Source organism: Streptomyces sp. NPDC016309, assembly GCF_043077235.1.
Lineage (GTDB): Bacteria > Actinomycetota > Actinomycetes > Streptomycetales > Streptomycetaceae > Streptomyces.
This window is the reverse complement of sequence record NZ_JBIBSG010000017.1, coordinates 26,667-53,126: the sequence shown is the minus strand read 5'-3', so window position 1 is coordinate 53,126 and position 26,460 is coordinate 26,667. Positions and strand designations below refer to the sequence as shown.

The 26,460-nt window shown below is 73.7% G+C and carries 22 protein-coding genes; 10 read left to right on the top strand and 12 right to left on the bottom strand.

What is annotated here, in order from left to right:
- Positions 1-54 precede the first annotated feature (54 nt).
- The 9 genes from ACF068_RS30120 to ACF068_RS30080 all read right to left on the bottom strand — a co-directional run bounded on the left by ACF068_RS30120 (position 55) and on the right by ACF068_RS30080 (position 11,455).
- Positions 55-1,926 carry an acyl-CoA dehydrogenase family protein gene (locus ACF068_RS30120; protein ID WP_392277477.1) on the bottom strand — a complete coding sequence of 624 codons (1,872 nt, stop codon included), beginning with the start codon at positions 1,924-1,926 and terminating at the stop codon, positions 55-57.
- Complete coding sequence (locus ACF068_RS30115; protein ID WP_392277476.1) at positions 1,923-3,626, bottom strand: fatty acyl-AMP ligase; 1,704 nt, start codon at positions 3,624-3,626, stop codon at positions 1,923-1,925. Before ACF068_RS30115 ends, ACF068_RS30120 begins: the two co-directional genes overlap by 4 nt.
- Positions 3,627-3,704: 78 nt before the next feature.
- A complete protein-coding gene (locus ACF068_RS30110) occupies positions 3,705-3,896 on the bottom strand; it encodes an acyl-CoA carboxylase subunit epsilon (RefSeq protein WP_392277475.1) in 192 nt (63 codons plus the stop codon).
- Between the two features lie 112 nt (positions 3,897-4,008).
- On the bottom strand, positions 4,009-4,638 hold the full coding sequence (locus tag ACF068_RS30105; RefSeq protein WP_392277474.1) for an antibiotic biosynthesis monooxygenase: 630 nt from the start codon (positions 4,636-4,638) through the stop codon (positions 4,009-4,011).
- Positions 4,625-5,611: an aromatase/cyclase gene (locus ACF068_RS30100; RefSeq protein WP_392277473.1), complete on the bottom strand. Its 987-nt coding sequence runs from the start codon at positions 5,609-5,611 to the stop codon at positions 4,625-4,627. The genes ACF068_RS30105 and ACF068_RS30100 overlap by 14 nt, the downstream gene beginning before the upstream one ends.
- An 85-nt stretch (positions 5,612-5,696) precedes the next feature.
- Positions 5,697-6,743: a ketoacyl-ACP synthase III family protein gene (locus tag ACF068_RS30095; RefSeq protein WP_392277472.1), complete on the bottom strand. Its 1,047-nt coding sequence runs from the start codon at positions 6,741-6,743 to the stop codon at positions 5,697-5,699.
- A gap of 26 nt (positions 6,744-6,769) precedes the next feature.
- On the bottom strand, positions 6,770-8,392 hold the full coding sequence (gene cimA / locus ACF068_RS30090) for a citramalate synthase (protein ID WP_392277471.1): 1,623 nt from the start codon (positions 8,390-8,392) through the stop codon (positions 6,770-6,772).
- Between the two features lie 181 nt (positions 8,393-8,573).
- On the bottom strand, positions 8,574-10,328 hold the full coding sequence (locus ACF068_RS30085; RefSeq protein ID WP_392277470.1) for an MFS transporter: 1,755 nt from the start codon (positions 10,326-10,328) through the stop codon (positions 8,574-8,576).
- 98 nt (positions 10,329-10,426) lie between these two features.
- A complete protein-coding gene (locus ACF068_RS30080) occupies positions 10,427-11,455 on the bottom strand; it encodes a CaiB/BaiF CoA transferase family protein (protein WP_392277469.1) in 1,029 nt (342 codons plus the stop codon).
- 266 nt (positions 11,456-11,721) lie between these two features.
- Here ACF068_RS30080 and ACF068_RS30075 point away from each other — a divergent pair, with 266 nt between their 5' ends.
- The 6 genes from ACF068_RS30075 to ACF068_RS30050 all read left to right on the top strand — a co-directional run bounded on the left by ACF068_RS30075 (position 11,722) and on the right by ACF068_RS30050 (position 18,639).
- Positions 11,722-12,858, top strand: coding sequence for an epoxide hydrolase family protein (locus ACF068_RS30075; RefSeq protein WP_392277468.1), 1,137 nt, complete (start codon positions 11,722-11,724; stop codon positions 12,856-12,858).
- 2 nt (positions 12,859-12,860) lie between these two features.
- Positions 12,861-14,234, top strand: a complete 1,374-nt coding sequence (locus ACF068_RS30070; protein WP_392277467.1) for a cytochrome P450 — start codon at positions 12,861-12,863, stop codon at positions 14,232-14,234.
- Entirely contained in the window at positions 14,231-15,253 is a 1,023-nt protein-coding gene (locus ACF068_RS30065) for a zinc-binding dehydrogenase (RefSeq protein WP_392277466.1), read from the top strand. The genes ACF068_RS30070 and ACF068_RS30065 overlap by 4 nt, the downstream gene beginning before the upstream one ends.
- An 85-nt stretch (positions 15,254-15,338) precedes the next feature.
- Positions 15,339-16,451 (top strand): winged helix DNA-binding domain-containing protein, encoded by a 1,113-nt coding sequence (locus tag ACF068_RS30060; protein ID WP_392277465.1) that lies wholly within the window; start codon positions 15,339-15,341, stop codon positions 16,449-16,451.
- A gap of 113 nt (positions 16,452-16,564) precedes the next feature.
- Positions 16,565-17,329, top strand: a complete 765-nt coding sequence (locus ACF068_RS30055; protein ID WP_392277464.1) for an SDR family NAD(P)-dependent oxidoreductase — start codon at positions 16,565-16,567, stop codon at positions 17,327-17,329.
- A gap of 80 nt (positions 17,330-17,409) precedes the next feature.
- Entirely contained in the window at positions 17,410-18,639 is a 1,230-nt protein-coding gene (locus ACF068_RS30050; protein ID WP_392277463.1) for a cytochrome P450, read from the top strand.
- Positions 18,640-18,707: 68 nt separating this feature from the next.
- Here ACF068_RS30050 and ACF068_RS30045 read toward each other — a convergent pair whose 3' ends face one another.
- Positions 18,708-20,144, bottom strand: a complete 1,437-nt coding sequence (locus ACF068_RS30045) for an alpha/beta fold hydrolase (RefSeq protein WP_392277462.1) — start codon at positions 20,142-20,144, stop codon at positions 18,708-18,710.
- 18 nt (positions 20,145-20,162) lie between these two features.
- Positions 20,163-21,656: an MFS transporter gene (locus ACF068_RS30040; RefSeq protein ID WP_392277461.1), complete on the bottom strand. Its 1,494-nt coding sequence runs from the start codon at positions 21,654-21,656 to the stop codon at positions 20,163-20,165.
- A 152-nt stretch (positions 21,657-21,808) separates the two neighbouring features.
- Here ACF068_RS30040 and ACF068_RS30035 point away from each other — a divergent pair, with 152 nt between their 5' ends.
- From ACF068_RS30035 to ACF068_RS30020, 4 genes are all read left to right on the top strand, one after another.
- Positions 21,809-22,132 (top strand): 2Fe-2S iron-sulfur cluster-binding protein, encoded by a 324-nt coding sequence (locus tag ACF068_RS30035; protein ID WP_392277460.1) that lies wholly within the window; start codon positions 21,809-21,811, stop codon positions 22,130-22,132.
- Entirely contained in the window at positions 22,132-23,394 is a 1,263-nt protein-coding gene (locus ACF068_RS30030) for an NAD(P)/FAD-dependent oxidoreductase (RefSeq protein ID WP_392277459.1), read from the top strand. The genes ACF068_RS30035 and ACF068_RS30030 overlap by 1 nt, the downstream gene beginning before the upstream one ends.
- A 27-nt stretch (positions 23,395-23,421) precedes the next feature.
- On the top strand, positions 23,422-23,958 hold the full coding sequence (locus tag ACF068_RS30025; RefSeq protein WP_392277458.1) for a hypothetical protein: 537 nt from the start codon (positions 23,422-23,424) through the stop codon (positions 23,956-23,958).
- A gap of 135 nt (positions 23,959-24,093) precedes the next feature.
- Positions 24,094-24,867: a VOC family protein gene (locus tag ACF068_RS30020; RefSeq protein WP_392277457.1), complete on the top strand. Its 774-nt coding sequence runs from the start codon at positions 24,094-24,096 to the stop codon at positions 24,865-24,867.
- Positions 24,868-25,005: 138 nt separating this feature from the next.
- On the opposite strand, the gene ACF068_RS30015 is transcribed toward ACF068_RS30020, so the two are convergent.
- Positions 25,006-26,226: a cytochrome P450 gene (locus tag ACF068_RS30015; RefSeq protein ID WP_392277456.1), complete on the bottom strand. Its 1,221-nt coding sequence runs from the start codon at positions 26,224-26,226 to the stop codon at positions 25,006-25,008.
- Between the last annotated feature and the right edge of the window lie 234 nt (positions 26,227-26,460).

Sequence of the window (26,460 nt, the reverse complement as noted above, 5' to 3'; positions counted from 1 at the left end):
TCTCGGACTCTGGGGGCGGGCCGCTCCGGCCGGGCAGGGCGGCCTGTGCGGCGGTCAGGCAAGCGGTGAGTCGTACAGGTCGTAACTGCGGCGGCCGTGCAGCCGGGTCAGGGCCTCGGCCAGCACCCGGCGCTCCGCGGCGACGGGCCGGTCGGGCAGCGGCAGGCCCAGCCGCCGGCACAGCCGGTACAGCGCCGCGGTGACCCAGGCCGCGTCGGCCAGGAAGGCGCCGCCGCCGGGCGCGGACCGCTGCCCGCGCCATACGCCGAGGCACGCCGCGGCCGCCAGGACCAGCGTGTACCGGTCGGCGAGCCCGAAGTTGTGCGGGCTCGCCAGCGCGGTGCGGTCGCCCTGCGGGACGTCGGCGAACGCCGTGCGGAGGGCGTTCAGCTCCCGGGTGAGCGCATGGGCCAGGGCGTGCAGCACGCCGCCGTCCGCGTCCGTTTCCGCGTCCCGGTCCGCGACCGCGTCACCGTCGGCGTCCCCGTCGAGTGCGGCGCCGGTGCGGTCCAGCAGGGCGGCGGACGCGACCAGGGTCGCCGCGAGCGGGTCGCCGTCGCCCAGCAGCGCCGGCCGCGCCAGGTCGAGCGGCGGCAGGTCGTCGTCGAGCGCGAACAGCCCGGCGGGCGCCTCCGGTCCGGTGAACCAGGAGTGCCGGGCGAAGTACGGCAGCTGGGGCAGCAGGCTGACCTGCCGCCCGGCGCTGCCCGCGTGGCCGAGCGAGGTGACCGGCAGGTCGCGAAGCTGCTTCTGGAACATCCCGTACATGCCGTCCTCGGCGAAGGTCGCCTCGCCCAGCACGGCCGACATCTCGTCCATGCTCTCCGCGACCAGCTTGGGCGCCAGGTAGGCGGCCGCGGCCGCGTAGGCGCTCATCCGGGTCGGCATCAGGTGCAGGGCGCGGGTGGACACCAGCGCGAGGCAGTCGATGAGCAGCAGGTCGAGGAACGCCCCGGTGAGGACGTCCCGCACGTGCTGCACGTCGAGCGAGGAGCGGCCGTCGTCGCGGCGGCGGGCGGCGAAGCGGGCCGTGGTGCGCAGCGCGGTGTCGGCGCCGGCCAGCACGATGGACGGGATGAGGCCCCGGATCACCAGCGAGGAGCGCAGCGACAGTTCGTAGCCGTCGCCCGGCGCGCCGAGCACGGCGCCGGACGGGACCGGGCACCGGACGATGCGCAGACCGCCGAACTCGGCGCTGCGCATGCCGGTGGTGCTGCGCCGTGCCAGGTTCCGCACCCGGTCCGGGGGCAGCTCCGCCCGGTCCAGCAGCAGGACCGAGCGGCTGCGGCTGCCGGTGACCCCCGGGATCCGCGCGAAGATGACCAGCCCGTCGGCGCGGGAGGCGTTGGCGATCGCCGACTTGCTGCCGTCGAGCACCAGCCCGCCCTCCTCACCGGGGCGTACGGTGAACTCGTCGCTGACGAAGTCGTTGCCGTGGGCCACCTCGTGGCGGGCCACCGCCATCCGGCGGCCCTCCAGCAGGATGCGGGCGGCGAGCCGCCGCTGGGCGGGGTCACCGGCCGTCCACACCGGGGTGGCGGCGAAGAAGCAGTTGAGCCCGTAGCCGAAGCCGAGGGAGGCGTCGCGGCGGAACACCGGCCGCAGCAGCCTGCCCAGGACGTCCATCCGGTCGAGCCTGCCGCCGAGGGAGGACGGCACGAACTCGGCGTTGAGCCCGTACTCGTCGAGCACCCGCTCGGCGGCGGGCAGGACGTGGCCCGCCGCGTCGGCGGCGAGCAGGGCGGCGCCGCCCAGCGGGTTGGCGGGGTCGTCGAGCGGGCCGAAGGCGCGCTCCAGGGCGTCGATCCGTTCCTGGGCCGGGGGCACCGGCCCCGGCGCGGGGGCCGCGGGGCCGGGCGCGGGAGCCGCGGAGGGAGTCCGTGCGGTGGGGGCCTGGGCCTGCGTGTCGTCCGGTGCCGTGCTCATCGCCGCCTCCCCGCCGCCACGAGCCGCTGGACCTCGGGTTCGACCCGCTGGTGCAGGGCGGTCACCTCGCCGCGGAGGAACAGCCGCCGCATCGCCGCCCGTTCGACCTTGCCGCTGGTGGTCCGGCGGACGGTCCCCGGCCGCACCAGCAGCACTCCCCCGGTCGTCACCTCGTACTCCTCACGCAGTCGCTGCTGGACGGCGGAGACCAGTCCGGCCAGGTCGGTGTCGTACCGGCTGCCGGCCCGCAGCTCCTGGAGGATGACGATGCGTTCGCGCTCGCCCGGCACGGCGAAGGCGGTGGCCGGGCCGAACAGGGCGCTCACGCGCTGCGCCGTGCGTTCGAGGTCCTGCGGGTACAGGTTCCGCCCCGCGACGACGATGGTGTCCTTGAGGCGCCCGTTGACGTGCAGGAGGCCGTCCACGAGGGTGCCGAGGTCGCCGGTGCGCAGGTAGTCGTCGGTGCCGTCGCCGATCCGGCCGCCGAAGGTGGCCGCGGTCTCGGCGGGACGGGCCCAGTAGCCCGGGCCGATGCCGGCCGCCCGTACCCATATCTCGCCCGTCCGGCCGTCCGGCAGCTCCTCGTGGGTCTCCGGGTCGACGATGCGTACGTCGGCGGAGGCGGGCGGCCCGCACGGGACGGCGCCCTTGGCGACGGCGGCGGTCAGCGGGGCGGGCGCGGTACGGGCGCCGGACACCAGCAGGGTCGCCTCGGCCAGCCCGTAGCAGGGGATCAGGGCCTCGGGGCGCAGGCCGGCCGGGGCGAACCGTTCGGCGAAGGCGCGCAGCGTCGCCGGGTTCACCGGCTCGCCCCCGGAGACGGCGACCTCCCAGCCGGACAGGTCCAGTCCGGCGATCTGCGCGTCGTTGACCCGGCGTACGCACAGGTCGTACGCGAAGTCGGGCGCCCCGCTGGCGGTGAGCCCGTACCGCGAGATGGTCTCCAGCCAGTGCGCGGGCCGCTTGACGAACGCGGTCGGGGACAGCAGCACGGCGGTGCCGCCGAGCCACAGGGCGTGCAGCAACTGGCCGACGAGGCCCATGTCGTGGTGGAGCGGCAGCCAGCCGCCCACCCGGGCGCCGCGCCGGGTGCCCAGCGCCCGGGCGATGGCCTCCTGGTTGGCGAGCAGGCTGCGATGGGTGACCACCACGCCGCGCGGGTCCCGGGTGGAACCGGAGGTGTACTGGAGGAAGGCGACGGCGTCCGGGTCCGCGGGGACCGGCGGGAGTGGTGGCGCGGCGGTGCCGGCCGCGGCCGGCGGGGCGTCGGCGAGGACGCAGGTGACGTGTCCGTGGCCGGTGCGGGCCAGGAGCTGGGACACGTCGGCGGCCTCGTCGGACGCGGTGAGCGCGCAGGCGGCGGCCGCGTCCTTGACGATGCCGGCGATGCGTTCGTCGTGGTGCGGGCGTCCCCCGGGCGGGGCCACCGGGACGGCGACGGCCCCGGCGTAGAGGCAGGCGAGGAACCCGGTGACGAACCGCTCCCGGGAGCCGTGGGTGAGCAGCACCCGGTCACCGGGGGTGATGTGCCGGCGCAGCCGGCCGGCGAGCGTCCGGGCGGCGCGGTCGAGCTCCCCGTAGGAGATCGTCCGGGGCTCCAGTCCTCCGGGCCGCTCGGTCAGGAGGACGAGGGCCTCTCTGTCGGGCGACTCCACGGCCTGGGCCTGGATGAGTTCGGTGAAGGTCCGGTGACCGGTCACGCCCTCCCCCTTGCTTGTCGTGCGGCCGTCCCTCCCGGTGCGGCCGCGGCTGTCCCTGTGATCGTGTGGTGGGTGAGGTCACGGACCGGGCCGGACCATCGGCGGGCGGTAGTCGCCCGCCTTGACGGTCCATTCCGCGTACGCGGCCTTCTCCGCCTCGTCCGGTTCGCCCGCGCGGCGCGCCAGCGCCAGCAGCACGGCGGTCACGGCGGCGAGTTCAGCCTCGTCGGGCTGCCCGCGGAGCACAGTGATGCGCGTTGTTCTCACCATGGGGACAGCGTGCGCCCGGCCGCTCGAAGCGGGCTCGCGCGCCGAACGCGGAAGAGCCGAGGACCCGTGGTCCTCGGCTCTTCCGCCGGTGGAGCCGTGCCGGGCGGCCGGCTCAGCCGATCACCCGCTCGTACGCGACGTGCCGGGTGCGGTCCACCGTGAGGTCAGCGCGGCGGCCCAGCGCCTTCCGGAGGGCGAGGTACTCGGCGCTGCCGAGCGCCCGGTCGCAGTCGGCCGTGTTCCGCCACCACTGGAGGCCGGTGTAGCGGCCGGGGACCAGGGTGGAGCGGAGCAGGTCGCTGCCGCCGAAGCCGCCGAGGGTGGCGAAGTGCTCGCTCATCTCGGCGTAGCCGCGCTCGAAGGCGTGCGGGTCCTCGCGCACCGTGACGTGGGTGAGCACCACGTTCTCCGCTCCGACGACGGCGTTCTCCCGGAGCACCCGGCCCACGCTGACCGCCTGGTCGGCCTCGGCGTCCACGAGGGGGCCCAGTTCCTTGACATGGAGCTGGAACGTCTCGTCGTGGACGGTGTCGAGGAAGCCCCGCAGGGTGCGCCAGTGGCCGATGTGCGCGTACACGTGCGGCCGTTCGACGAGCCGGACCGTGACGAGGAAGTCGAAGTCGTCGCGGCGCCGCAGGAACTGCGAGTGCTCCCGGAAGAGCCTCTCGAACGTCGCGGTGTCGCCCTTGACCTCGAAGCGGTTGATGACCGCCACGGGCTTGTGCAGACTACGATCCGGCACGCGCTTCCTCCGCGAACTGCTTGGCGTGGCGCAGGGTGGTGGAGCTGTTGGTACCGAGCGCCTTGCGGACCAGTGCGCGGGCCTCGGCGAGCGTCGCCTCGGGGCCGAGTGCCGCGCGGACCCCTTCGGGGTCCAGCGTGACGGTGTGCCACGAGGTGGCTCTGACTGTACCGTCACCCAGCGACTCGATGACCCACCGTCCGGTGTGCCCGCTCATGGCCACCGGTACCCGGAGCTGCTTGTACACGATCATGTTGCGGTCCTCGAAGCACACCCGTACCGAGGTGGTGTTGTGGGTGGAGCCGTCGGGGCTGCGGGTGTCCATGTCCATGTGCTGGACCCCGGGCTCGTCCTCGGTGAGGTCGAGACGGGCGACGTGCGGCAGGCGCTCGGGCCAGAGGTCGGCGCGGTCGAGGAAGGCGTACACGTCCCCGGCGGCGCCGGCGACGACCTCGGAGTCGCTGAAGGTGAAGTGGAGCTCCTCGCGGGCGTCGCCCAGTTCGGCGGCGTTCTTCAGGGCGGCCAGCTCGGCGCGGCTGTTGCGGTCGACGGCCTGCTCGATCAGTTCCTCGGCGGCCGGGTCGTCGCCGGTGGCGCGGTAGTCGTGCAGGAGCACCACGCGGGTGCGGCCGTCCTCCAGCGGCTCGACGCGCCACTCGCCGCCCATGGAGGCGACCGGGGCGGCGGAGACGACCTGGCGGAAGGTGATGGTGCGGGAGACCGGGTCGAGGGTGCGCCGGGAGGTCCAGGTGCGGACCTTCTCGTTGGCGATGGCCCAGATGCGCAGCAGTTGTTCGCCGCCGGCCTCCGGGGCCTCTTCGAGCACCTCGACGTGGACCGTGGGTCCGAACACCTGGGGCCACGCGGAGACGTCCGCCACGAGGTCGTAGATGGCGGCGGGCGAGGCCGCCACGGTGATGGAGTGCTCCGTGACGTGGGGAGCGGTGGTCTCGGACGTAGCGGTCGGTGCCACGGCGGTATTCCCTTCGACGGCCGTGCGGAACGGCGGTTTCAGATTGACACGGGGGTGCTCGGGGGCGGGTGGAGTCCGGCTGGAGTCAGGACGCGGGGCGTTCCGTGGCCCAGTCGGGGCGGTGCAGGATCTCCAGGACGGCGCAGCCCCAGCTGTAGCCGGCGCCCACGCTGACGAGGACGCAGCGGTCGCCGGGGCGGGCCTTCCCGGAGACGAGCAGGTGGTCGAGGCCGGCGAACTGGTCGCCGGCGCCGAGGTGGCCGACGGTGCGGCTGAAGTCCCAGGTGGTCCGTTCGGGGTCGATGCCGAACGGCTGGTAGTAGATGGACTGGAGGCGGCGGCGCCCGAAGTGGGGCAGGACGACCCACTCCGCGTCGGCCAGCTCCAGTCCCGCGTCCGCCAGGGCCTGCTTCATCACCGTCTGCTGGCCGTTGTGGGCGCGGGTGATGGCGTACGACATGCCGACCCGGCCGATGAAGGCGCGTTTGGCCTCCTCGAAGTCGACCGGGATGCGCTGGCTGAACGGGGCGGGGCCGAAGGGCTCGTCCCCCCGGTGGAGGGGTTCCAGTTCGGGGTCGGCGTGCAGGGCCAGGGAGAGGAGCCTGGCGAAGCCGCCGCGGCGGGAGAGGACCAGGGCGCTGGCGCCGTCGGCGTAGGGGGTGCCGGGGTCGGTCCGCCAGCGGTCGATGCCGGGCTCGCAGAACCGGTCGGCGGTGGTGAGCAGGGCGTCCCCGCGTCCGTGGCCGGCGGTGAGGTAGGCGGTGGCCAGGTCGACCGCCGCGAGGCCGCCGTTGGACATCTGCCGGATCTCGATGGCCTGGCAGCCGTTGCCGAGGGTCTCGCGCTGGATGTACGAGGCCACGGGCCACAGGTCCTGGCCCTGGTGGTAGGTGTCGGCGTGCAGCAGCAGGTCGATGTCACCGGGGCCGCTGTCCGCCCGGTCCAGGGCGGTGCGGGCGGCCGCCGCGCCCATCTCGGCGGCCGACTCGTCGGGCGAGTACGCCACGGAGACCAGGCCGGTCGCCGAGGCCACCCGGGGCGGGCAGGCCCCGGAGGCGACGGCGTCGGCGACCGTGACGACGGAGGGGAGCCGCACGGAGGTCCCCCGTATATAGATGTCTTCCACACGCACAGTGGCTCCCGGGGAGATTCGGGGGCTCAGCCCGTGGCCGCCGCGGCCAGGGTGGGTGAGCCGTGGGCCTCCGAGGGCCCGTCGATCAGGACGAAGTGGACGGCGTCGAGCAGAGCGGCCCAGCTGGCCGTCACCGTGTTCTCGTCGACCCCCACGGTGCCCCACCGGCGCTCGCCGTCCCGGTAGGAGATGAGGACCCGGGCGGCGGCTCCGCTGCCGACCTGGCCGCCCAGCACCCGGACCTGGTAGTCCACCAGTTCGAGGCGCGTCAGGGCGGGGAAGTACGGGTCGAGCGCCGAGTGCAGCGCGGTGTCCAGGGCGTTGACCGGGCCGTTGCCCAGTCCGGTGGCGGTGACGACCTCGCCGTCGACGCGCAGCCGCACCGACGCCTCCGTCCGGACCTCGCCGTCGCGCCGCCGGGAGACGCCCACGGCCCACGAGTCGACCTCGAAGGGCGGCGCCGCCGGGCCGCCGGCGAGTTCCTCGCGCAGCAGCAGGACGAAGGAGGCGTCGGCGGACTCGAAGCTGTAGCCGCGGTTCTCCAGCTCCTTGACGCGGGCCGCGGCACGCGCGACCTCCTCGGAGCCGGCCTCGACGTCGTAACCGAGCTCGCGGGCCTTGAGTTCGATGGAGGAGCGCCCGCCCATGTCGGAGACCAGGGTGCGCATCGCGTTGCCGACCCGGGAGGGGTCGGTGTGCTGGTACAGGTCGGGGTCGACGCGCAGGGCGGAGGCGTGCAGGCCCGCCTTGTGGGTGAAGGCGGACAGGCCCGTGTAGGGGGCCGCCGGGTTGCTCGGCACACCGGTGAGTTCGGTGATCGCCCGGCCCGTGCGGGTCAGGTCCCGTAGCTGCTCCAGCGGGACGACCTCGCGGCCCCGCTTGAGCACCAGGTTGGCGATCACGGTGAAGAGGTTGGCGTTGCCGCACCGTTCGCCGTAGCCGTGGGCGGTGCCCTGGGCGTGGACGGCGCCCGCGTCGACGGCGGCCATGGTGTTGGCGACGGCGCACCCGGTGTCGTCGTGGCAGTGGATGCCGATGGGGGCGCCCGTCATGGCGATGGTGTCCGCCACCACGGCCCGTACCTCGTCGGGCAGCGACCCGCCGTTGGTGTCGCACAGCACCACGGTCTCGGCCCCGGCCTCGGCGGCCGTGCGGACGACCGCCAGGGCGTACTCCCGGTTGATGAGGTAGCCGTCGAAGTAGTGCTCGGCGTCGAGGAAGACGCGGCGGCCGGCGTGCACCAGGTGCCGTACCGTGCTGCCGATCATGGCGAGGTTCTCCGCGAGGGTGGTGCGCAGGGCGTTCTGCACATGGCCCGTGTGGCTCTTGGCGACCAGGGTCACCACGGGCGTCTCGGCCGCCAGCAGGGCCCGTACCTGCGTGTCGACGGACACGGGGATGCCGGGCCTGCGGGTGGCGCCGAAGGCGGCCAGGACGGCGTTCTTCAGGTCCAGTTCACCGCGTGCGCGGCGGAAGAACTCGGTGTCCTTGGGCACGGCGCCGGGCCAGCCGCCCTCGATGAAGCCCACGCCGAGGGCGTCGAGCCGACGCGCGACGGCGAGCTTGTCCTCGACCGTCAGCACCAGGCCCTCCTGCTGGGTGCCGTCGCGCAGGGTCGTGTCGTAGAGCTGGAAGCTCTGCTCAGCCATCGCCCCTCCCTTGTCCGGTGTCTGTTCCGGCGGTCTCGGAGCGCCGGTTGGTCGTCCCACGGTCGGGCGACGGGCCGGAGAACGGCTCGAACGGCGGTCGACCGCGGGGATGCGCGACGGCGCGGCGGGTCCGGACGGCGCGTGGCCGTCCGGACCCGCCGCGCCGGCGGAGGGGGCGGGGTCAGGAGACCTCGGCCGGACGGCCGTCGGGAGCTCCCTCGCCCTCCTGGCGCAGCCGCCGGGGGATGGCGAACATCAGCAGGAAGACCACCGCGGTGACGCCCATGAACACCCACAGGAGCGTCTGGAAGCTGGCCGCGAACGAGGTGCCCGTGACGTCCTGCTGGTGGCCGGCGAGCACGGAGGCGACCTTCTCGTCCCGGAGCGGTGCCACGGTGCAGCTCTCGGGGACGATGGCGAGGTCCTTCTCGCCGGCGCGGTCCACCGCGCAGGTGCGGAAGGCGGCGGTGATCCGGTCGGCTTCACCGGGGGTGACCCCGGCGGTGGCGACCAGGTCCTGGCGGAGCTGGGGAACCTGCTCGTCGACGCCGGCGCCGGTGTTGCCCGCCAGGCCGCCGAAGAAGACCACGCTCACCAGCGCGCCGCCGATGGCGAAGCCGAGCTGCGTGTTGGTGTTCACCAGGCCAGAGGCGGACCCGGCGTCCTTGTGCGGGACCTCGGAGGTGACGATCAGGGGCAGCGGGGTGGCCACCGTGCCGAAGCCGAGGCCGATCAGGAACAGCGGGACGACGAGGTGCCAGGAGGTGACGTCGCTGCCGTACTCACCGGCCACCCAGATGTACGCGCCGAGACCCAGGACCAGGACGCCCGCGCCGGCCTGCATGGCCTTGCGGCCGAACTTGGGCACCAGGATCATCACCGACGAGGTGGCGGTGAGGAAGGCGCCGACGCAGAACGGCAGGCTGGTGAGACCGGCACGCATCGGCGACCAGCCCTGGCCGATCTGCATGTACAGGGTCCAGCCGATGGTGAACATGCCCATGCCGACGTAGAAGATCATGTTGACGGCGAGGCCGGAGGAGAAGCTGCGGGTGCGGAACAGGCCCAGCTCCACCAGCGGGGAGCCGTCCTTGCGGGTCTTGCGGCGCTGCCAGGCGACGAACGCCCCGAGCACCGGAAGCGACGCGATCATGGAGACGTAGCCCCAGGCCGGCCAGCCCAGCTCGCGGCCCTGGAGGAGCGGGTAGACCAGCATGACCAGGCCGACAGTGGCCAGGACGACGCCCAGCGTGTCGAGCCGGAGGGCCTGCGGCGCCTTGGACTCGGTGATCACCTTCGTGCCGTACAGCAGGCCGACGAGGCCCACCGGCACGTTGATCAGGAAGATCAGCCGCCAGTCCAGCCCGAAGAGGTTCCACTGGACCAGCAGGCCGCCCAGGGCGAGGCCCAGGGTGGCGGCGAGGCCACCGACCAGGCCGTGCAGGGCGAACGCCGTCCCGCGCTCCTTGTCGGAGAACGTCACGTGGATGATCGACAGCACCTGCGGCACCATGATGCCGGAGAACGCGCCCTGGAGGACGCGCGAGACCACCAGTTGCCACGGCTCCTGCGCCAGACCGGCCGTCAGGGAGGTCAGCGTGAAGCCGGCGACGCCCACGAGGAACATCTTCTTGCGCCCGAAGATGTCACCCAGCCGTCCGCCGAGGATCAGCGTCAGCGCGAACGCGAGCTGGTACCCCACCAGGACCCACTGGATGGCCGAGTAGCCCGCCCCCAGTTCGCGCTGCATGGAGGGTGCCGCCACGTTGGCGATCGTGCCGTCCAGCAGATCCATGAACGCGGACACCAGCAGGACCAGCAGGGCGGCCCAGCGCTTCGGGTCGAGCTTCACCGCGTCGGCCGCCGCATCCGCGCCCGTCGTCTTCCTCTCCACCTCCGTCTCCACGGACGGAGCCTGCTCGGACGAAATAGCCATGGTGTACCTCTCTGATACTTGGGGGGGTATCGGGGTCCCGGGGGGAAACCGGCGGACCGGCCGAAGGCCGTGAGCGTCGATACGGAGGATGACGGCGGTCAGTGGAGTTCCGCTGGAGTGCGGCTGAAGCGGGGGGCGGGGGCGGCGGGCCGGCTGCCGCGCGCCCGGTGGTGCGGGTGCACGGCGGCCTCGGTCACCGTCAGCACCGGGGTCACACAGGCCTCCGTGGCCTCGAACCGGCGGGCCCAGGTGTCGCGGTCGCGGCGCAGGAAGCGGTCGGCGAGCACCCGGCGCAGCGCGGGCCACTCGGTGGGGTCGTCGCGGTCGGGCAGCGCGGCGGGGTCGAGGTCCAGTCCGTGCAGGAGGGCCGCGTAGAAGCGGTCCTCCAGCGCGCCCACCGCGACGTAGCGGCCGTCGGCGCAGGCGTAGCAGGTGTAGAACGGCGCCCCGCCGTCCAGCAGGTTGACCCCGCGCTCCTCCCGCCAGGCGCCGGCGCCGGTCATGGCGACCAGCATCCCGAGCAGGGCGTTGGTGCCGTCCACGATCGACGCGTCGACGACCTGGCCGCGCCCGGACGTGCGCCGCTCGTACAGCGCGGCGAGGACGCCGGCGACGAGGAACATCGCGCCGCCCCCGAAGTCGCCCAGCAGGTTCACCGGCGGCACCGGCGGACCGCCCGCCTCGCCGACGGCGGCCAGGGCCCCGGTCAGGGCGAGGTAGTTGATGTCGTGCCCCGGGGTGCGGGCGAGCGGGCCGTCCTGGCCCCAGCCGGTCATCCGGGCGTAGACCAGGCCGGGGTTGCGCGCCAGGCAGGCGTCGGGGCCGATGCCGAGCCGCTCCGCCACGCCGGGGCGGAAGCCCTCGACGAGGACGTCGGCGTCCGCCACCAGGCGGAGGAGCGCGTCCGTGCCGGCCGGGTCCTTGAGGTCCAGGACCGTCGTACGCCTCCCCCGGTCCAGGACCCGGTGCCAGTCGGCGAACGACCGGCGGCCGTCGGCCCGGTCGACGCGCAGGACGTCGGCCCCCAGGTCGGCAAACATCATGCAGGCGAAGGGCACGGGGCCGATGGCCGCCAGTTCCACGACCTTCAGCCCGCGCAGCGGCCCGGTGGCGTCGGGTGTCGTCATCGCGGGGTCCTCCTCGTCGGGGTACGGCACGGCACGCGCCCGATGGTTGGGCGGCACGGAGCGGGGGCGCGGTACGCCACGGGGGCGGGGCGGCGCGCACGGTGGGGCACGGCGCACGGTGGGGGCGGTCGCTCGCGTTCCGCTCGTACACCGGTCGGCCCGCCGCGACCGCGCCGCCGGACAGACGGCTGTTCGACCCCGCCTCGAGCGCTGATCCCTAGCGTGCGGTGGCACACAGCCTTCGGCAGCACAGGAGGAGCTCATCCATGAGTACCGCGCTCACGCCCTTCAGGGCCGGGATCCCCGACGCGGACCTCGCCGACCTCAAGGACCGTCTCGCGCGCACCCGGTGGCCGGAGGCGGAGACCGTCGACGACTGGTCCCAGGGCGTGCCGCTCGACCACCTCCGCGAGCTGGCCGAGTACTGGCGGACCTCCTACGACTGGCGGGCGACCGAGGCCCGGCTGAACGCCGTGCCCCAGTTCCGTACCGAGATCGACGGCCTCGGCATCCACTTCCTGCACGTGCGTTCCCCGCACCCGGACGCGACACCGCTGCTGCTCAGCCACGGCTGGCCCGGCTCGGTGATCGAGTTCCTGGACCTGCTGGGGCCGCTGACGGACCCGGAGGACCCGGCGGACGCCTTTCACGTGGTGTGCCCCTCGCTGCCCGGCTACGCGTTCAGCGACAAGCCGGCGGCCACCGGGTGGACCGTGGAGCGCACCGCGGCCGCCTGGGCGGCGCTGATGGCGCGGCTCGGGTACGAGCGGTACGCGGCGCACGGCGTCGACTGGGGCTCGTTCATCACCGGGGAACTGGGCGGCATCGACGCGGAGCACCTGCTCGGGATCCATCTGGCGATGCCGTTCGCCAAGCCGCCGCAGGAGCAGGTGGCGCTGGACGAGCGGGACCTGGCGGGTCTCGCGGCCCTCAAGGAGTTCCAGCAGAACGAGGGCGGCTACTCGGTCCTCCAGTCCACCCGCCCCCAGACCCTCGGCTACGCGCTGACGGACTCCCCGGTCGGCCAGCTCGCGTGGATCGTCGAGAAGTACTGGGCGTGGAGCGACCACGACGGCGACCTGGAGAAGGCCGTCCCCCGCGACCGGCTGCTGGACGTGGTGACGCTGGCGTGGCTGGCCGGCACGGGCGCCTCGTCGGCCCGCATCTACTGGGAGAGCCACAACAACATGGCGCTCGGCCCGGTGGCCGTCCCCACGGCCTGCTCGGTGTTCCCCAAGGACGCGCGGATGCCGCGCGCGTGGTGCGAGCACCGGTTCAGCGATCTCCGCCGCTGGACGGACCACGAGCGGGGCGGCCACTTCCCCGCGCTGGAGCAGCCGGAGCTGCTGGTGGACGAGCTGCGGTCGTTCTTCCGTCCGCTGGCCCGCCCCGAGGGGGCCTGACGATGACCGCCCGCCCGGACGCCCCGCCCCGAGCGGGCCTGCCGCCCCGCACCCACGGCCCGGACAGCACCCACGGCCCGGACCGGCCGGCTCCCGCCGCCGAGGGCCCGGAACCGCCCGAGGGCCCGGAACCGCCCGAGGGCCTGAAGCTGCCCGAGTTCCCCTTCCCCGGCAGCAGCCACCGGGGCCCCGCGCCCCTGTTCACCCGGCTCCGCGCCGAGCGGCCGGTCGTACGGGTGGCCTGGCGGGGCGGCGGCCACGCCTGGCTGGTGACCCGTCACGAGGACGTGGTCCGCGTCCTGGACGACCCACGGTTCAGCCGGGCCGCCTCGTACGCCCCGGAGGCACCGCGGTTCAGCGGCCTGTTCCAGGCACCGCCCGGGATGATCATCTCGCTGGACCCGCCGGACCACACCCGGCTGCGGGCCCTGGCCGAGCAGGCGTTCTCCCCGGAGCGGATCGAGGGCATGCGCCCCCGGGTGCGCGAGGTGGCGGGCCGGCTGCTCGACGCGCTGGAGAAGGGTTCCGGCGAGGGGCCGGTCGACCTCGTGGCGGGCTTCGCCGCGCCCCTCGCGATGACGGTCATCTGCGAGCTGCTCGGCGTGCCGGAGGGCGACCGGGAGCAGTTCCACGCGTGGGTACGGCAGTTCGCCGACGTGTCGGCGCCCCCGGAGCTGGCGGCGGAGGGCGGCGAGAGGCTGGGCGGCTACATCGCGGGCCTGGTGGCGGCCAAGCAGCGGGAGCCCGCCGACGACGTGCTCTCCGCGCTGATCGCGGCCCGGCTGGAGGGCGAGCGGCCCGGCAGCGACCGGCTGGGCTTCGACGAACTGGTCGGGCTGGGCTTCACCCTGCTGGGCGCCGGCTTCGACTCGTCCGCCGGCCAGATCGGCAACTTCGCCGTCACGCTGCTCGCCGGTCACCGCGACGTGTGGCGCCGGCTGGGCGAGCGTCCCGAGGACGTCCCGGCCGCGGTGGAGGAACTGCTGCGCACCGTCAACCTGAACGGCAACGACACCTCGGGGCTGCCGAGGATCGCCACCGAGGACGTCACCGTGGGCGGCGTGGTGATCCCGGCGGGCGAGGCCGTGTTCGTGGCGTTCCCCTCGGCCAACCGCGACGCCTCGGTCTTCCCCGCCCCCGACCGCACCGACTTCGGCCGCGCCGACAACCCCCACCTGGCCTTCGGCCACGGCATCCACCGCTGTCTGGGCGCCCCGCTGGCGCGTCTGGAGCTCGCGGTGGCGCTGGAGGAACTGACCCGCCGCTACCCCGGCGCGCGGCTCGCGGTCCCCGAGCACGAGCTGTGCTGGCGGGCCGGGGACGTGAACCACAACCTGCTCGCCCTTCCCGTCGAACTGTCAAGGAGCACCGCATGACCGTCGAAAAGCTGCCGGCGACCAGCCGGGAGGTACGGCTGGCCTCGTACCCCCAGGGGGACGTCACCCTGGAGCACTTCGAGCTCGGCGAGTCCCCGCTCGCCGAGCCGGGCGAGGGCCAGGTCGTGGTGCGCAACGACTGGATGACCCTGGGGTCGGTGGCCCGCGACCAGATGGACCCGGACACCAAGCTGCCCATCCCGGTGTTCCAGCCGGGCGTCGCCATGTGGGGCCGGACGGTCGGCACGGTCGTCCGGTCCAACAGCGCGGACCTGGCGGTCGGTGATCTGGTGGAGCACTTCTCCGGGTGGCGGGAGTACGCCGTCGGGTCCTCCCACGAGTTCTTCCGGCGCGACCGGTCGCTGCTGCCCGGTCCGGAGTACTTCCTCTCGCAGGGCCCCACGGCCTGGCACGGCATGGTGGGGACCGCGGACGTACGGGAGGGTGACGTCGTGTTCGTGTCCGGCGCCACCAACGGCGTGGGCGCGCTGGCGGGCCAGATCGCCCGGCTGAAGGGCGCCAAGCGGGTCATCGGCAGCACCGGATCCAAGGAGAAGATCGACTTCCTGGTCGACGAGCTGGGCTTCGACGCCGCGTTCGACTACCACGACGGCCCGGTGGCCGAGCGGCTGGCCGAACTGGCGCCGGACGGCCTGGACGTGGTCTTCGACAACGTGGGCGGCGAGCAGTTCGAGGCCGCCGTGCGGGTGGCGTCCCGGGGGGCGCGGTTCGCGCTGTGCGGCGCGCTGGCGGGGCAGCACGGCGGCGGTGACGGGGGCAGCCCGCGGCTGCCGCTGATGTCGGTGATCACCAAGGACCTGACGCTGCGCGGTTTCGCCACGCTGCACACCCCGGACCAGATCGAGCACTGGAACGACCGGTTCGGCCAGTGGCTGCGCGAGGGGCGGATCGTCTTCCCGCACACGGTCGTCGAGGGTGGGGTGCCCGCGCTGCCGGAGGCGTTCGTCGCGCTGCTGGAGCGCCGTTACAGCGGCACCGTCCTGGTCAGGCTGAGCTGAGAGCGCTCGGCCGTACGCTGCGGCGGTGCCCCGTGGAACGTCCCGGGGCACCGCCGCTGTCACGCTTCGGGAGAGAGGTACGTCAATGACCCAGGACGCGGTCGTGCTCGGCCGGCGGGCGCTGAACCGGGCGCTGCTGGCCCGCCAACTGCTGCTGGAGCGCTCGCCGATGGGCGCGGCGGAGGCGGTGGAGCACCTGGTCGGCATGCAGGCGCAGGCGCCGGACCCGCCGTACGTCGGGCTGTGGACGCGGCTGGCCGGGTTCCGCATCGAGGACCTGTCGCGGCTGGTCTCGGACCGGGAGGCGGTGCGGCTGGTGCTGATGCGCGGCACCCTGCACCTGGTCACCGCGCGGGACTGCCTGCGGCTGCGGGCGGTCCTCCGCGACGCGCTGGCGAGCCGGCTGAACGGCACCTTCGGCAAGCGGCTCGCCGGCCTGGACCTGGCGGAGGTGGCGGCGGCCGGCCGCGAGCTGGTCGAGAAGGAGCCGCTGACGCTGGGCGGGCTGGGCACCGGGCTCGCCGAACGCTTCCCCGGCCGTGACCCGTTCGCGCTGGCCAACGCCGTACGCAACCTGGAACCCCTGGTCCAGGTCCCACCGCGCGGGTTGTGGGGCGAGAGCGGGCAGGCCGTGCACACCACCGCCGAGGCATGGCTGGGCCGGCCGCTGGACACCGACGGGTCTCCCGACGGGACGGTACTGCGCTACCTGGCCGCGTTCGGGCCGGCGAGCGTGAAGGACATGCAGGTCTGGTCCGGGATGACCCGTCTGGGCGCGGTGGTCCGGCGCCTCGCGCCGCGGCTGGTGACCTTCCGCGACGAGAACGGGGTGCAGCTCTACGACCTGCCCGACGCGCCCCGGCCCGGGCCCGGGACCCCGGCGCCCGTGCGGTACCTGCCCGACTTCGACAACATCCTGCTCTCGCACGCCGACCGTTCCCGGATCCTGACCGAGGAACGGCGTGCGCGGGTCTTCACCCGGAACGGTCTGATCCGGCCGACTTTCCTCGTGGACGGTTTCGTCCACGGCGTGTGGCGCCTGGAGCGCGGCCGTGACACGGCCGCGCTGGTGCTGGAGCCGTTCGCCCCCCTGACCCGGGAGGAGCGTGCGGAGCTGGTCGAGGAGGGGCTGCGGCTGCTGGCGTTCGCGGCGGCCGGCTGCTCCGCGCCGGAGGTGCGTTTCGACGAGGGGGAGTGACCGGATCCGGACGACTCCCCGTCCGCTCGACCGGCGCCCCAGCCGGACCCGGTGTACTGGCTCGCGGCTGGATCCGTCCGCCCGTCACACACCGGCCGAGAGAGGAAATCGCCATGTCGGACACGCCCTTTGCCGAACGGACCGTCGTCGTCACCGGAGGAGGCACCGGCATCGGCCGGGCCTCCGCGCTGGCCTTCGCCGGGCTCGGCGCCGGCGCCGTGGTCATCACCGGGCGGCGCAAGGAGCGGCTCGCCGAGGTGGCGGAGCTGCACCCGGCGATCGTCCCCGTCACCGCCGACGTGACCACCGAGGTGGGCGCCGAGGCCGTCTCCGAGGCGGTACGGGAGAACGGCGGCACCCTGGACGTCCTGGTGCACAACGCCGGTGTCTTCCGGTTCAGCCCGCTCGCGGGGCTCGACGCGGCGACGGCCCGCGAGGTGCTGGAGACCAACGTCCTGGGTCCCGCCCTGCTGACCACGCATCTGCTGCCGCTGCTGCGCAGCCCGGGCGGGCACATCGTCCTGGTCTCCAGCCGGGGCGGTCACAACCCCGGCCCGGAGAGCTCGCTGTACTCCGCCAGCAAGGCCGCCGTGCACAGCTTCACCAGGAGCTGGGCCGCGGAGCTGGCGCCCCGGGGGGTGCGCGTCAACGCCGTCGCCCCGGGCTTCGTCCGTACCGAGGCGTACGCCGCCAACGGGCTGTCGGCCGAACAGGTCGAGGGCCTGTTCGCCGGGGTGACGCACTCGATCCCGCTGGGCCGGGTCGCCGAGGCGGAGGACATCGCGTCCTGGGTGGTCCGGCTGTCCGGGCCGGCCGACTCGCTGGTCACCGGCCAGGTCGTCACCGTCGACGGCGGCATGGACATCGCCGCCCGCTAGGTCGTGCCCGGTCCGGAGGACACGCCCCGGCCCGTCAGCCCCTCTCGCCCGATCTTCCAAGAAAACGGAAAGGACTCACCGTGACAACCAGTGCCATGGAGCCGGAGGCCCTCGCGAAGGCGGAGACCAAGACGTTCCCCTACGCGCGGCAGTGCCCGTTCACGCCGCCGCGGGAATACGACGAGATGATCGAGAAGGACGTCTCGCAGGTCACCCTGGACGGTTCCGGCCTGCGCATCTGGACGGTCACCGGCTACCAAACCATACGCGAGCTGCTGACCGACCCGCGGGTCAGCGCCTCGCGCAAGCACGACAACTTCCCGTTCTACTTCGTCGCCCCGCCGGAGTACCGGACGGAGACGTCGTTCATCGGGTACGACGGCAAGGACCACAGCAACACCCGGCGCAAGGCGGCGCTGACGTTCACCAACCGCCAGGTGCAGCGGCTGCGGCCGCGCATCGAGGAGATCGTCGACGACCACCTGGACAAGCTGCTGGCGCTGGAGCCCCCGGTGGACTTCCACCGGGTGTTCTCGCTGGCGGTGCCCATGACGGTGATCTGCGAGCTGCTGGGCATCCCGCAGGACCAGCACGACTTCTTCATCAAGCACGGTACGGCCCTGCTCGGCGGCCACAGCTCCACGGAGGAGCGGCAGGCGGCGATCGTCGAGGTCAACGCGTACATCAGCGACCTGATCCAGCAGAAGAAGGCCGAGCCGGGCGAGGACCTGCTCAGCCGGGCGATGGCCGACTACGAGGCCTCGGGCGAGGAGTACACCGACCGCGACCTGTTCAACATGGTGCGGCTGCTGATGAACGGCGGTCACGAGACCACCGCCAGCCAGATCTCGCTGGGCACCGCCTGCCTGCTGGAGAACCCGGACCAGCTCGAACTGCTGCTGAACGACCCGTCGCTGGTCCGGCCGGCCGTCGAGGAGCTGGTGCGCTTCGCCACCATCGGTGACACGGCCGTGCCCCGGGTGGCCCTGGAGGACATCGAGATCGGCGGGCAGGTCATCCGCAAGGGCGACGGCATCCTGTGCCTGGGGCTGGCCGCCAACCGCGACCCGGAGGTGTTCCCGGAGCCGGAGAAGCTGGACATCACCCGGGGCAGCCGCAAGCACCTGGGCTTCGGGCACGGGGTGCACCACTGCATCGGCGCCGACCTGGCGCGGCTGGAGCTGGAGATCGTGTGGAGCAAGCTGTTCCAGCGCATCCCGACGCTCCGGCTGGCCAAGCCGTTCCTGGAGATCCCCCGCAAGGAGGGCGCCGTGATCTACGGCCTGTGGGAGCTGCCCGTCCGCTGGTGACACCGCCCCCGCACCACGAAGGCCCGGTACCGATCGGTACCGGGCCTTCCCGTCCTCCACCGGCCGGTTCAGGCGGCGTCGGCGGGGACGTCGGGCCGGGGGGTGCGGCCGGGGCAGGAGGTGCGGGCGGGCGGCAGGACGCCCTCCACCAGGTAGCGGTGGACCACCTCGTCGACGTGCGGGTTGCCGCCGAGGACGTACACCTCGTGCTCGCCCGAGTCCTCGACGGTCAGCAGGTGGTGGCCGAGGCGTTCCGCCATGGCGACACCGCCCGCGTAGTGGTCCATCGGGTCGCCGTCGGCCTGGACGACCAGCCCGGCCGGGTAGCCGTCGCGGGTGAGGACGGTCGGTGCCTCGGGGGCCTCGAAGGCGCGGAAGGCGCCGACCCACGGCTGGGCGCGGAGCACCCCGTACCCGTAGGGGAACCGCTTCCGGAAGTCCCGCATGTCCTGGTAGTAGACCTCCAGGTCGGCCGGCCAGGCGTGCTCCAGGGTGATCGCCTCCAGCACGCCGCAGCGGAGGTCGCCCTCGCTGTCGCCGGGCCGCCAGGTGCCCTGCTGGGAGAGCAGGCCCCGGCAGACGTCGCCGGCGCCGTCCCCGCCGGCGGCGGCGGTCTCGCGCAGCCGGCCGACGAGGATGCCCAGCTCGGTCCACTGGCCGCGGTCGGCGGCACGGTTGCCGACGGCCCCGTCGAACAGGGTGCGCAACTGGGCACCGTGGGTGAGCCCTTCGAGGAGGGCGACGACGTCCTCCACGGTGGCGAGGACCCGGGCCGCGGAGGTGCCGAGCCCGAAGTGACCGTGGCGCTCGCCCGTCCAGGCGGCCCACCGGTCGACGTTGCGCTGCACCGCGTCGCCCTGCCACAGGAACTGCTCGCGCCAGGTCCAGTCGGGGTTGACGCACGAGTCGAGCACGCTGCGGTCCAGGTGCGCGGGGAACATGCTGCCGTACACGGCGCCGACGTAGGCCCCGTAGGCGTACCCGACGAAGCTGAGCTTCTCCTCGCCGAGGACGGCGCGGATGACGTCCATGTCGCGGGCCGTGTTGCGGGTGCTGATGTGGGGGCGCAGGTCGCCGCCCGCCCGGGCGCACGCCTCCTCCCGCAGCCGCATGTCCTCGGCGAGCGCGGCGAACGCCGAGTCCGGCGGACGGGAGTCGAACGGGGCGCTCGGCACGGTCACTTCGGCGTGCAGCGGGGTGGAGGCACCGGTACCGCGCGGGTCGAAGCCGATCAGGTCGTACACCTCGTGCAGGGGCGTGCCGGCGTACTTGTCGGGCAGCGCACGGCCGTGCCCCCAGTCGCCGCCCGGGCCGCCGTTGACGGCGAGCAGGATGCCGCGCCGCCGCTCGGGGGCGGTGGCGCGGCGGCGGCTGAGGGCCAGGGTGATGCGTTCACCCCCCGGGTCGGCGTAATCGCGGGGCACCTCGATCGTGGCGTGTTCGAGCTGGTCGTCGTGCGGTGCGGGCGACCACTGCGGCCGTTGTGTGCGGAACTCGTTGACCACCGCAAACCTCCGTTCTCGTCAGGGTGCCAGCCTCTCGGTGTCGCCTCGAGACGCCCTGGACCGCTCCCTGACCGGTACGGCCAGGGCGGCCAGCACGCCCACGGCGGCGAACAGCGCCGCGCCGGTCAGTGCCGTGCCGTACCCGGAGGCGAGGGCCTCGGGCGAGGCCGTGCCGCCCGTCGCGGCGGCGTCGATCCTCGCCGTGGAGAACGCGGCCAGGGTCACCAGGCCCACGGCGCTGCCGAGCTGGCGCGTCGTGTTGAGCAGGCCCGAGCCCAGCCCGGCCTGGTGGGCGGGCAGGCCCGCGGTGGCCGCGTTGGTGGTGGCGTTGAGCACGGCGCCCATGCCGAAGCCGAGGAGCAGCACCGGGCCGAGGACGTCGGTGGTGTACGAGGCCGTCGCGTCGGTCCGGGCCAGCCACAGCAGTCCCGCACCGGCCAGGGCGAGTCCGCCGATCAGCACCGGCCGGGGACCGCTGCGGGGCACCACGGAGGAGATGCCCCAGCCGCCGAGCGCGATGCCCAGGGACAGGGGCAGGTAGCCGAGGCCCGTCTGCAACGGGGTGTAGCCGAGCACCTGCTGGAGGAGCAGGGTGAAGAAGTAGAAGGTGCTGAAGAGGGCCGCGATGCCGAAGAAGGCGACGAGGTTGGCGGCGGCGACCGCCCGGTTGCGGAAGATCCCCAGCGGGACCAGCGGGTGCCGGGCGAACCTGGCCTGGATCAGTACGAACAGGGCGAGCAGGGCGGCGCCGCCGAGCAGCGGCCCGAGGACGCGGCCCGAGCCCCAGCCGTGCACATGGGCCTCGGACACGCCGTACACGGCGGCCATCAGGCCGAGGGTCACCGTCACCGCGCCGGGCACGTCGAGGGTGCGCCGCTCCTGGCGCGCCGGGGACTCGGGCACGACCCAGCACACGGCGGCGAACAGGGCGATGCCGATGGGCAGGTTGATCAGCAGTATCCAGCGCCAGGAGAAGAACTCGGTGATGACCCCGCCGAGCAGCACCCCGACCGCGCCGGCGGCCCCGGAGACCGCGCTCCACCAGCCGAACGCCTTGGCACGGTCGGCGGGCCGGGTGAACGTGGTGCCGAGCACGGTGAGGGTGGCGGGTGCCATGACCGCGGCCCCCAGCCCCTGGAAGGCGCGGGCGAGGACGAGGGTGGCGGGGTCGTCCGCCGCGCCGCCGACGGTGCTGGCGAGGGTGAAGAGCGCCACCCCGCACAGGAAGATCCGGCGCTGCCCGAAGAGGTCGGCGAGGCGGCCGCCGAGCAGCAGGAACCCGCAGACGACCACGGTGTAGGCGTTGTTGACCAGTTGCAGGTTGTGGCGGTCGAAGCGCAGCTCCTCGGCGATGACGGGGAGGGCCACGTTCACCACCGAGGCATCCAGCACGTTCATGAACTGGCCCAGGCAGCAGGCGGCCAGGACGAGCCGGAGCCGGCTGCCGGTCGGGGCGCGGGAGGCGGACGGGGCGGGCGGGGCGGCGGTGTGCGGCGTCCTGGCAGCAGTCATGGCGGCACCCTGCGCGCGGGCGATCGAACCCCGGTGGGGGTCCGGTCGAGGCGTCCGGCCGCTTCGAGGCCTCCTCCACCGCGCCCCCAGGGGCCGTCGCCACAGTCCTGGCCGTATCTCCGCAAGCCGGTCGACACTCCAGAGGAGAGCGCATGGCCAAGATCACGTACAAGCATCCGAGCGGCACCGTCACCATCGTCGATGTCGAGGCGCCCAACACGGTCATGCGCGGTGCGAAGCTGAACGGCGTCGAGGGCATCGAGGCCCAGTGCGGCGGGTCCGCCCAGTGCGGCACCTGCCACGTCTACATCGACGAGGCCAACGAGCTGCCGCTGCCGCCCATGGACTCCGTCGAGGACGACGTCCTGTACGGGACGGCCTGCGAGCGCACCGAGCACAGCCGGCTGTCCTGCCAGCTACCGGTCACGGAGGCGATCGACGGACTGGTCGTCCACCTGCCGGAGGCGCAGAGCTGATGGGCCCGCGAGGAGTCGTCGTCATCGGCGCGGGCCAGGGCGGGCTCGACACCGCCGCCGCGCTGCGCGGCCGCGGCTACCGCGGCCGGATCACCCTCGTCGGGGAAGAGCCCACGCTGCCCTACCAGCGGCCGCCCCTGTCGAAGGGCTTCCTGACCGGGGACACGGCCGCGGCCGACCTCGAACTGCGCCCGCGCGCCTACTTCGCCGCCCAGGACGTCGAACTGGTGTCGGGCACCCGGGCGACGAAGATCGACCGGGAGCGGCGGACCGTCTCCCTGGAGACCGGTGCGACCCTGCCGTACGACAGCCTCGTCCTGGCCACCGGGGCGCGCCCCCGCACCCTGCCCGTCCCGGGCGCGGCCTCGCTGGCCGGGGTGCTGACGCTGCGCGGACTGGCCGACGCCGAGGGCCTGCGCGCGCGGCTGACCGGCCCGCCGCGCCGGCTCGTGGTGATCGGCGCGGGGTTCATCGGCCTCGAACTGGCCGCCACCGCCCGCAAGCTGGGCCACGGGGTGACGGTGGTGGAGGCGCAGTCACGCGCCCTGGCGCGGGCGCTCACCCCCGTGATGTCGGCCCGCCTGGTCGCCGAGCACACCGGCGCGGGCGTACGCGTGCTGCTGGACCGCGAGGTGACCGCCCTGTGGGGCGACTCCGCCGGCCGGGTGGAGGTCGTCGAACTCGACGGCGCGGAACGCATCCCCGCCGACCTCGTGGTGGTCGGGATCGGCGTGCTGCCCAACACCGAGCTGGCCGCCGTCGCCCAGCTCCAGGTCGGCGACGGCGTGATCGTCGACGCGTACCTGCGGACCGACGACCCCGATGTCTACGCCCTGGGCGACTGCGCCCGCTTCCCCAGCCCCCACGCGGGCCGCCACGTCCGGCTGGAGTCGGTGCAGAACGCCGCCGACCAGGCCAAGTGCGTCGCCGCCGGGATCTGCGGCGACCGCGTCCCGTACACGGCCGTGCCGTGGTTCTGGTCGGAGCAGTACGCGCTGCGCCTCCAGATCGCCGGCCTGACCGCGGGGCACGACGAGACGGTGGTCGTGGGCGACCCGGAGGGCGGCCGCTTCTCCGTCTTCTGCTTCCGCGACGGCCGGCTGACCGGCGTGGAGTCGGTGAACCGACCGGCCGACCACGGCATCGCCCGGCGCCTCCTCGCCTCCGGTACGGACCTGACCGCCGACGACGTCCGGCGGCCGGGCTTCGACCTCAAGACCGTCGCCCGCACCGCCGCCGCGGCCGGCGCGCCGACGGCGTGATTCCCTCACCAGAAAGGTTGTCCACCCATGCACCAGTCACAGACGGCTCCGCCGTCACCCCGGCGCCGGACCCGGCACCTCACCCTGCGTCTCGTCGGCGTGTGGCTCGCGATGCTGGCGGCTGTCGCCGGTCTCGGCACGGCCACCGCCTCGGCCGGGGACGCCAAGCCCCGGCGCCCCTCGCTGGAAGGCATATGGGACCTGACCGTGACCGTGAGAACGCCCGACGGCGGGTCCACGAGCACCACCCCCAGATTCGTCTTCCGCCCCGACCACAAGCTGACCGCCGAGGGGCCGCCGGACACCGACGGCGCCCCGCAGTACCGGGCGACCGGCTTCTGGAACGAGCGCACCGACGGCACGTTCACCTTCTACGTCACCCACCCCGGCCGTGAGGACGGCGCGTACCTGGGCACCGTCCAGGCCGTACACCTGGGCCGCATCACCGGCGGCACGTTCGCGACCTCGGCCCACGCCTTCGTCACCACCACGGCCGCCGGCGACACGCAGGGCCCCATCTCCGTCAGCAGCGTCGCCACCCGGGTGTCCGCCACGACCCGCTGACACCCCGCTCCCCCACCGCGCGCCCGCGCCCCGCTCCCCGCGAGCGGGGCGCGGGCGGCGCTCGTCCGTGGCTCGAGCGGCCGCGGTTAGCGTCTGGACGACCGTGACTCCGTACGTGACCGAGAGAGGCAGGACATGACCTCGTTCGATGCTGGAACCCCCTGCTGGGTGGACCTGACCGTGGCCGACCTGGAGGCCGGCAAGCGCTTCTACGGCGAGCTGTTCGGGTGGACGTTCGAGGCCGGTGCGGAGGCGTTCGGCAACTACACCCCGGCGCTCAAGGACGGCAAGGACGTGGCGGCGCTCGTCCCCGCGCAGGGCGGCGCCCCCACCGCCTGGAACCTGTACTTCTCCACGCCCGACGTCCAGGACCTCGCCCGCCGCGTCGCGGAGGCGGGCGGCAAGGTGACGGGCGGCCCGTTCGCCGTCGCCGACGCGGGCACCGTCCTCCAGGCCGTCGACCCCGGTGGCGCGGCCTTCGGCGCCTGGCAGCCCGGGACCCGTGCCGGCTTCGGGCTCCAGGGCGTTCCGGGCTCCTTCTTCTGGCCGGAGATCTACACCCGCGCCAAGGCCGACGTGGACGCCTTCTACGAGACGGTGTTCGGCTTCACCGGGCAGCAGATCTCCGAGGGCACCGAGTTCGACTTCAAGCTGTGGTTCGCGCCCGGCGCGCAGGCGCCGACCGCGGGCCGCCTCCAGATGGGCCCGTTCATCCCGGAGGACGTCCCCGCGCACGCCCTGGTCTACTTCTCCGTCGAGGACACCGACGCGGCCGTGGCCAAGATCCGTGAGCTGGGCGGCGACGTGAGCCGCGAGCCGTCGGACAGCCCCTTCGGGCGCTCCGCGCTGGTCTCCGACGACCAGGGCGCGCGGTTCGCCGTCATGGGCCCGGTGAAGGACGCCGGCTGAGCCCTCCGGCACGCGTGACGAGAAGCCGGTCCCGGCCGACGGGACCGGCTTTTCCGTATGCCGCCGAACGGCCCCCGGGGCGCCGCGAAGTTCCTCGCGGCGCCCCGGGGGCCGAACACCTACCGGCGTACCGCCGCCTCACCGGCCCCAGGTGACCGGCAGGCTGGTGAGCGTGTGGTTGATCTCGCCGTTGTGCCAGGGCAGTTCGTCCTCCGGGACCGCGAGCCGCAGGGCGGGGAAGCGCCGCACCAGGCCGTCGAGGGCGATCTCCATCTCCATCCGCCCGAGGTGCTTGCCCAGGCAGTAGTGGACCCCGTGGCCGAAGGAGATGTGCGGGTTGTGCTCCCGGGCCAGGTCCAGCCGGTCCGCGTCCGGGAACACGCTCTCGTCCCGGTTCGCGGAGGCGAGCGCGAGCAGCACCGCGTCACCCTTCTCGATGGTGACCCCGCCGACCTCGATGTCCTCCGCCGCGATGCGCGGGAAGCCCGAGGTGTCGGTGGCGAACAGGTTCACGTGCCGCAGCAGCTCCTCCACCGCGGTCGGGATGCGGCCGCGGTCCTCGGCCAGCCACCGCCACTGCTCCCCGCCGTCCGCCAGCAGCGCCAGCACCGAGTTGGCGAGCTGGTTGGCCGTGGTGTCGAAGCCGGCGCCGATGAGGGTGAAGCCGAAGGTGACCAGCTCCGGTTCGCTGAGCCGGTCGTCGTTGTCACGGGCGGCGATCAGCTCGGACAGCATGTCGTCGGTGGGGGTGGCCCGCTTGTCGGCGATCAGCCCCACGATGTACTCGCTGAGCTTCGCCAGACCGTTCAGCGACTCCTCGCCGCCCGCCCGGTCGTCCACCGTGGCGAAGGCACGCGCCCACTTCTCGAACTTGCGCAAGTCCTCCGACGGCACCCCGAGCAGCTCACCGATGACCGTCAGCGGCAGCGGCAGCGCGAGCTGCTGCACCAGGTCGATCGTGCCGCCCTTGGCCTCCATGTCGTCGAGCAGCTCGTCGGTGACCTTCTGCACGTTGGCCCGCATCCGCTCGACCCGGCGCAGTGTGAAGGCGCCCGCGACGAGCTTGCGCAGCCGGGAGTGCTCCGGCGAGTCCAGCGAAATGATCATCTCGGGCGTGGTGTGCATCGTCCCGCCGATGCGCGGCGCGCCGGGGCCGCAGGCCAGCGCGCGGCTGAGCCTCGGGTCGGCGGACAGCCGGCGCACGTCCTCGTACCGGGTGATCAGCCAGGCGTCCACACCGCCCGCCGTCGGCACCTTCACCACGGGCTGCTCCGCCCGCAACTCCGCGTACCGCGGGGCGGGACCCCGGTAGGTCGATCCGGTGAGGGGGAAGACGTCCGTCTCCTGAGGGGCGGTCATGGTGACACCTCCGCTTGGGTCGCTACAGTCACGCAGCACCCTAGGAACCCCCGATGGAGACCGGGTCGCTCCTTCCTGGAGCCGGACCGCGCCTCCGGCCCCCCACGTCGTGGGCATTCGTTCCGCCGGGGCGTTGCCCGCGCCGTTGTGGGCATTCGTTCCGCCGGGGCGGAACGGGTGGGCACAACGGAACCGGGGCGGCGCCCCTTTTCCGTTCCCCCCGGGGCGGTGCGC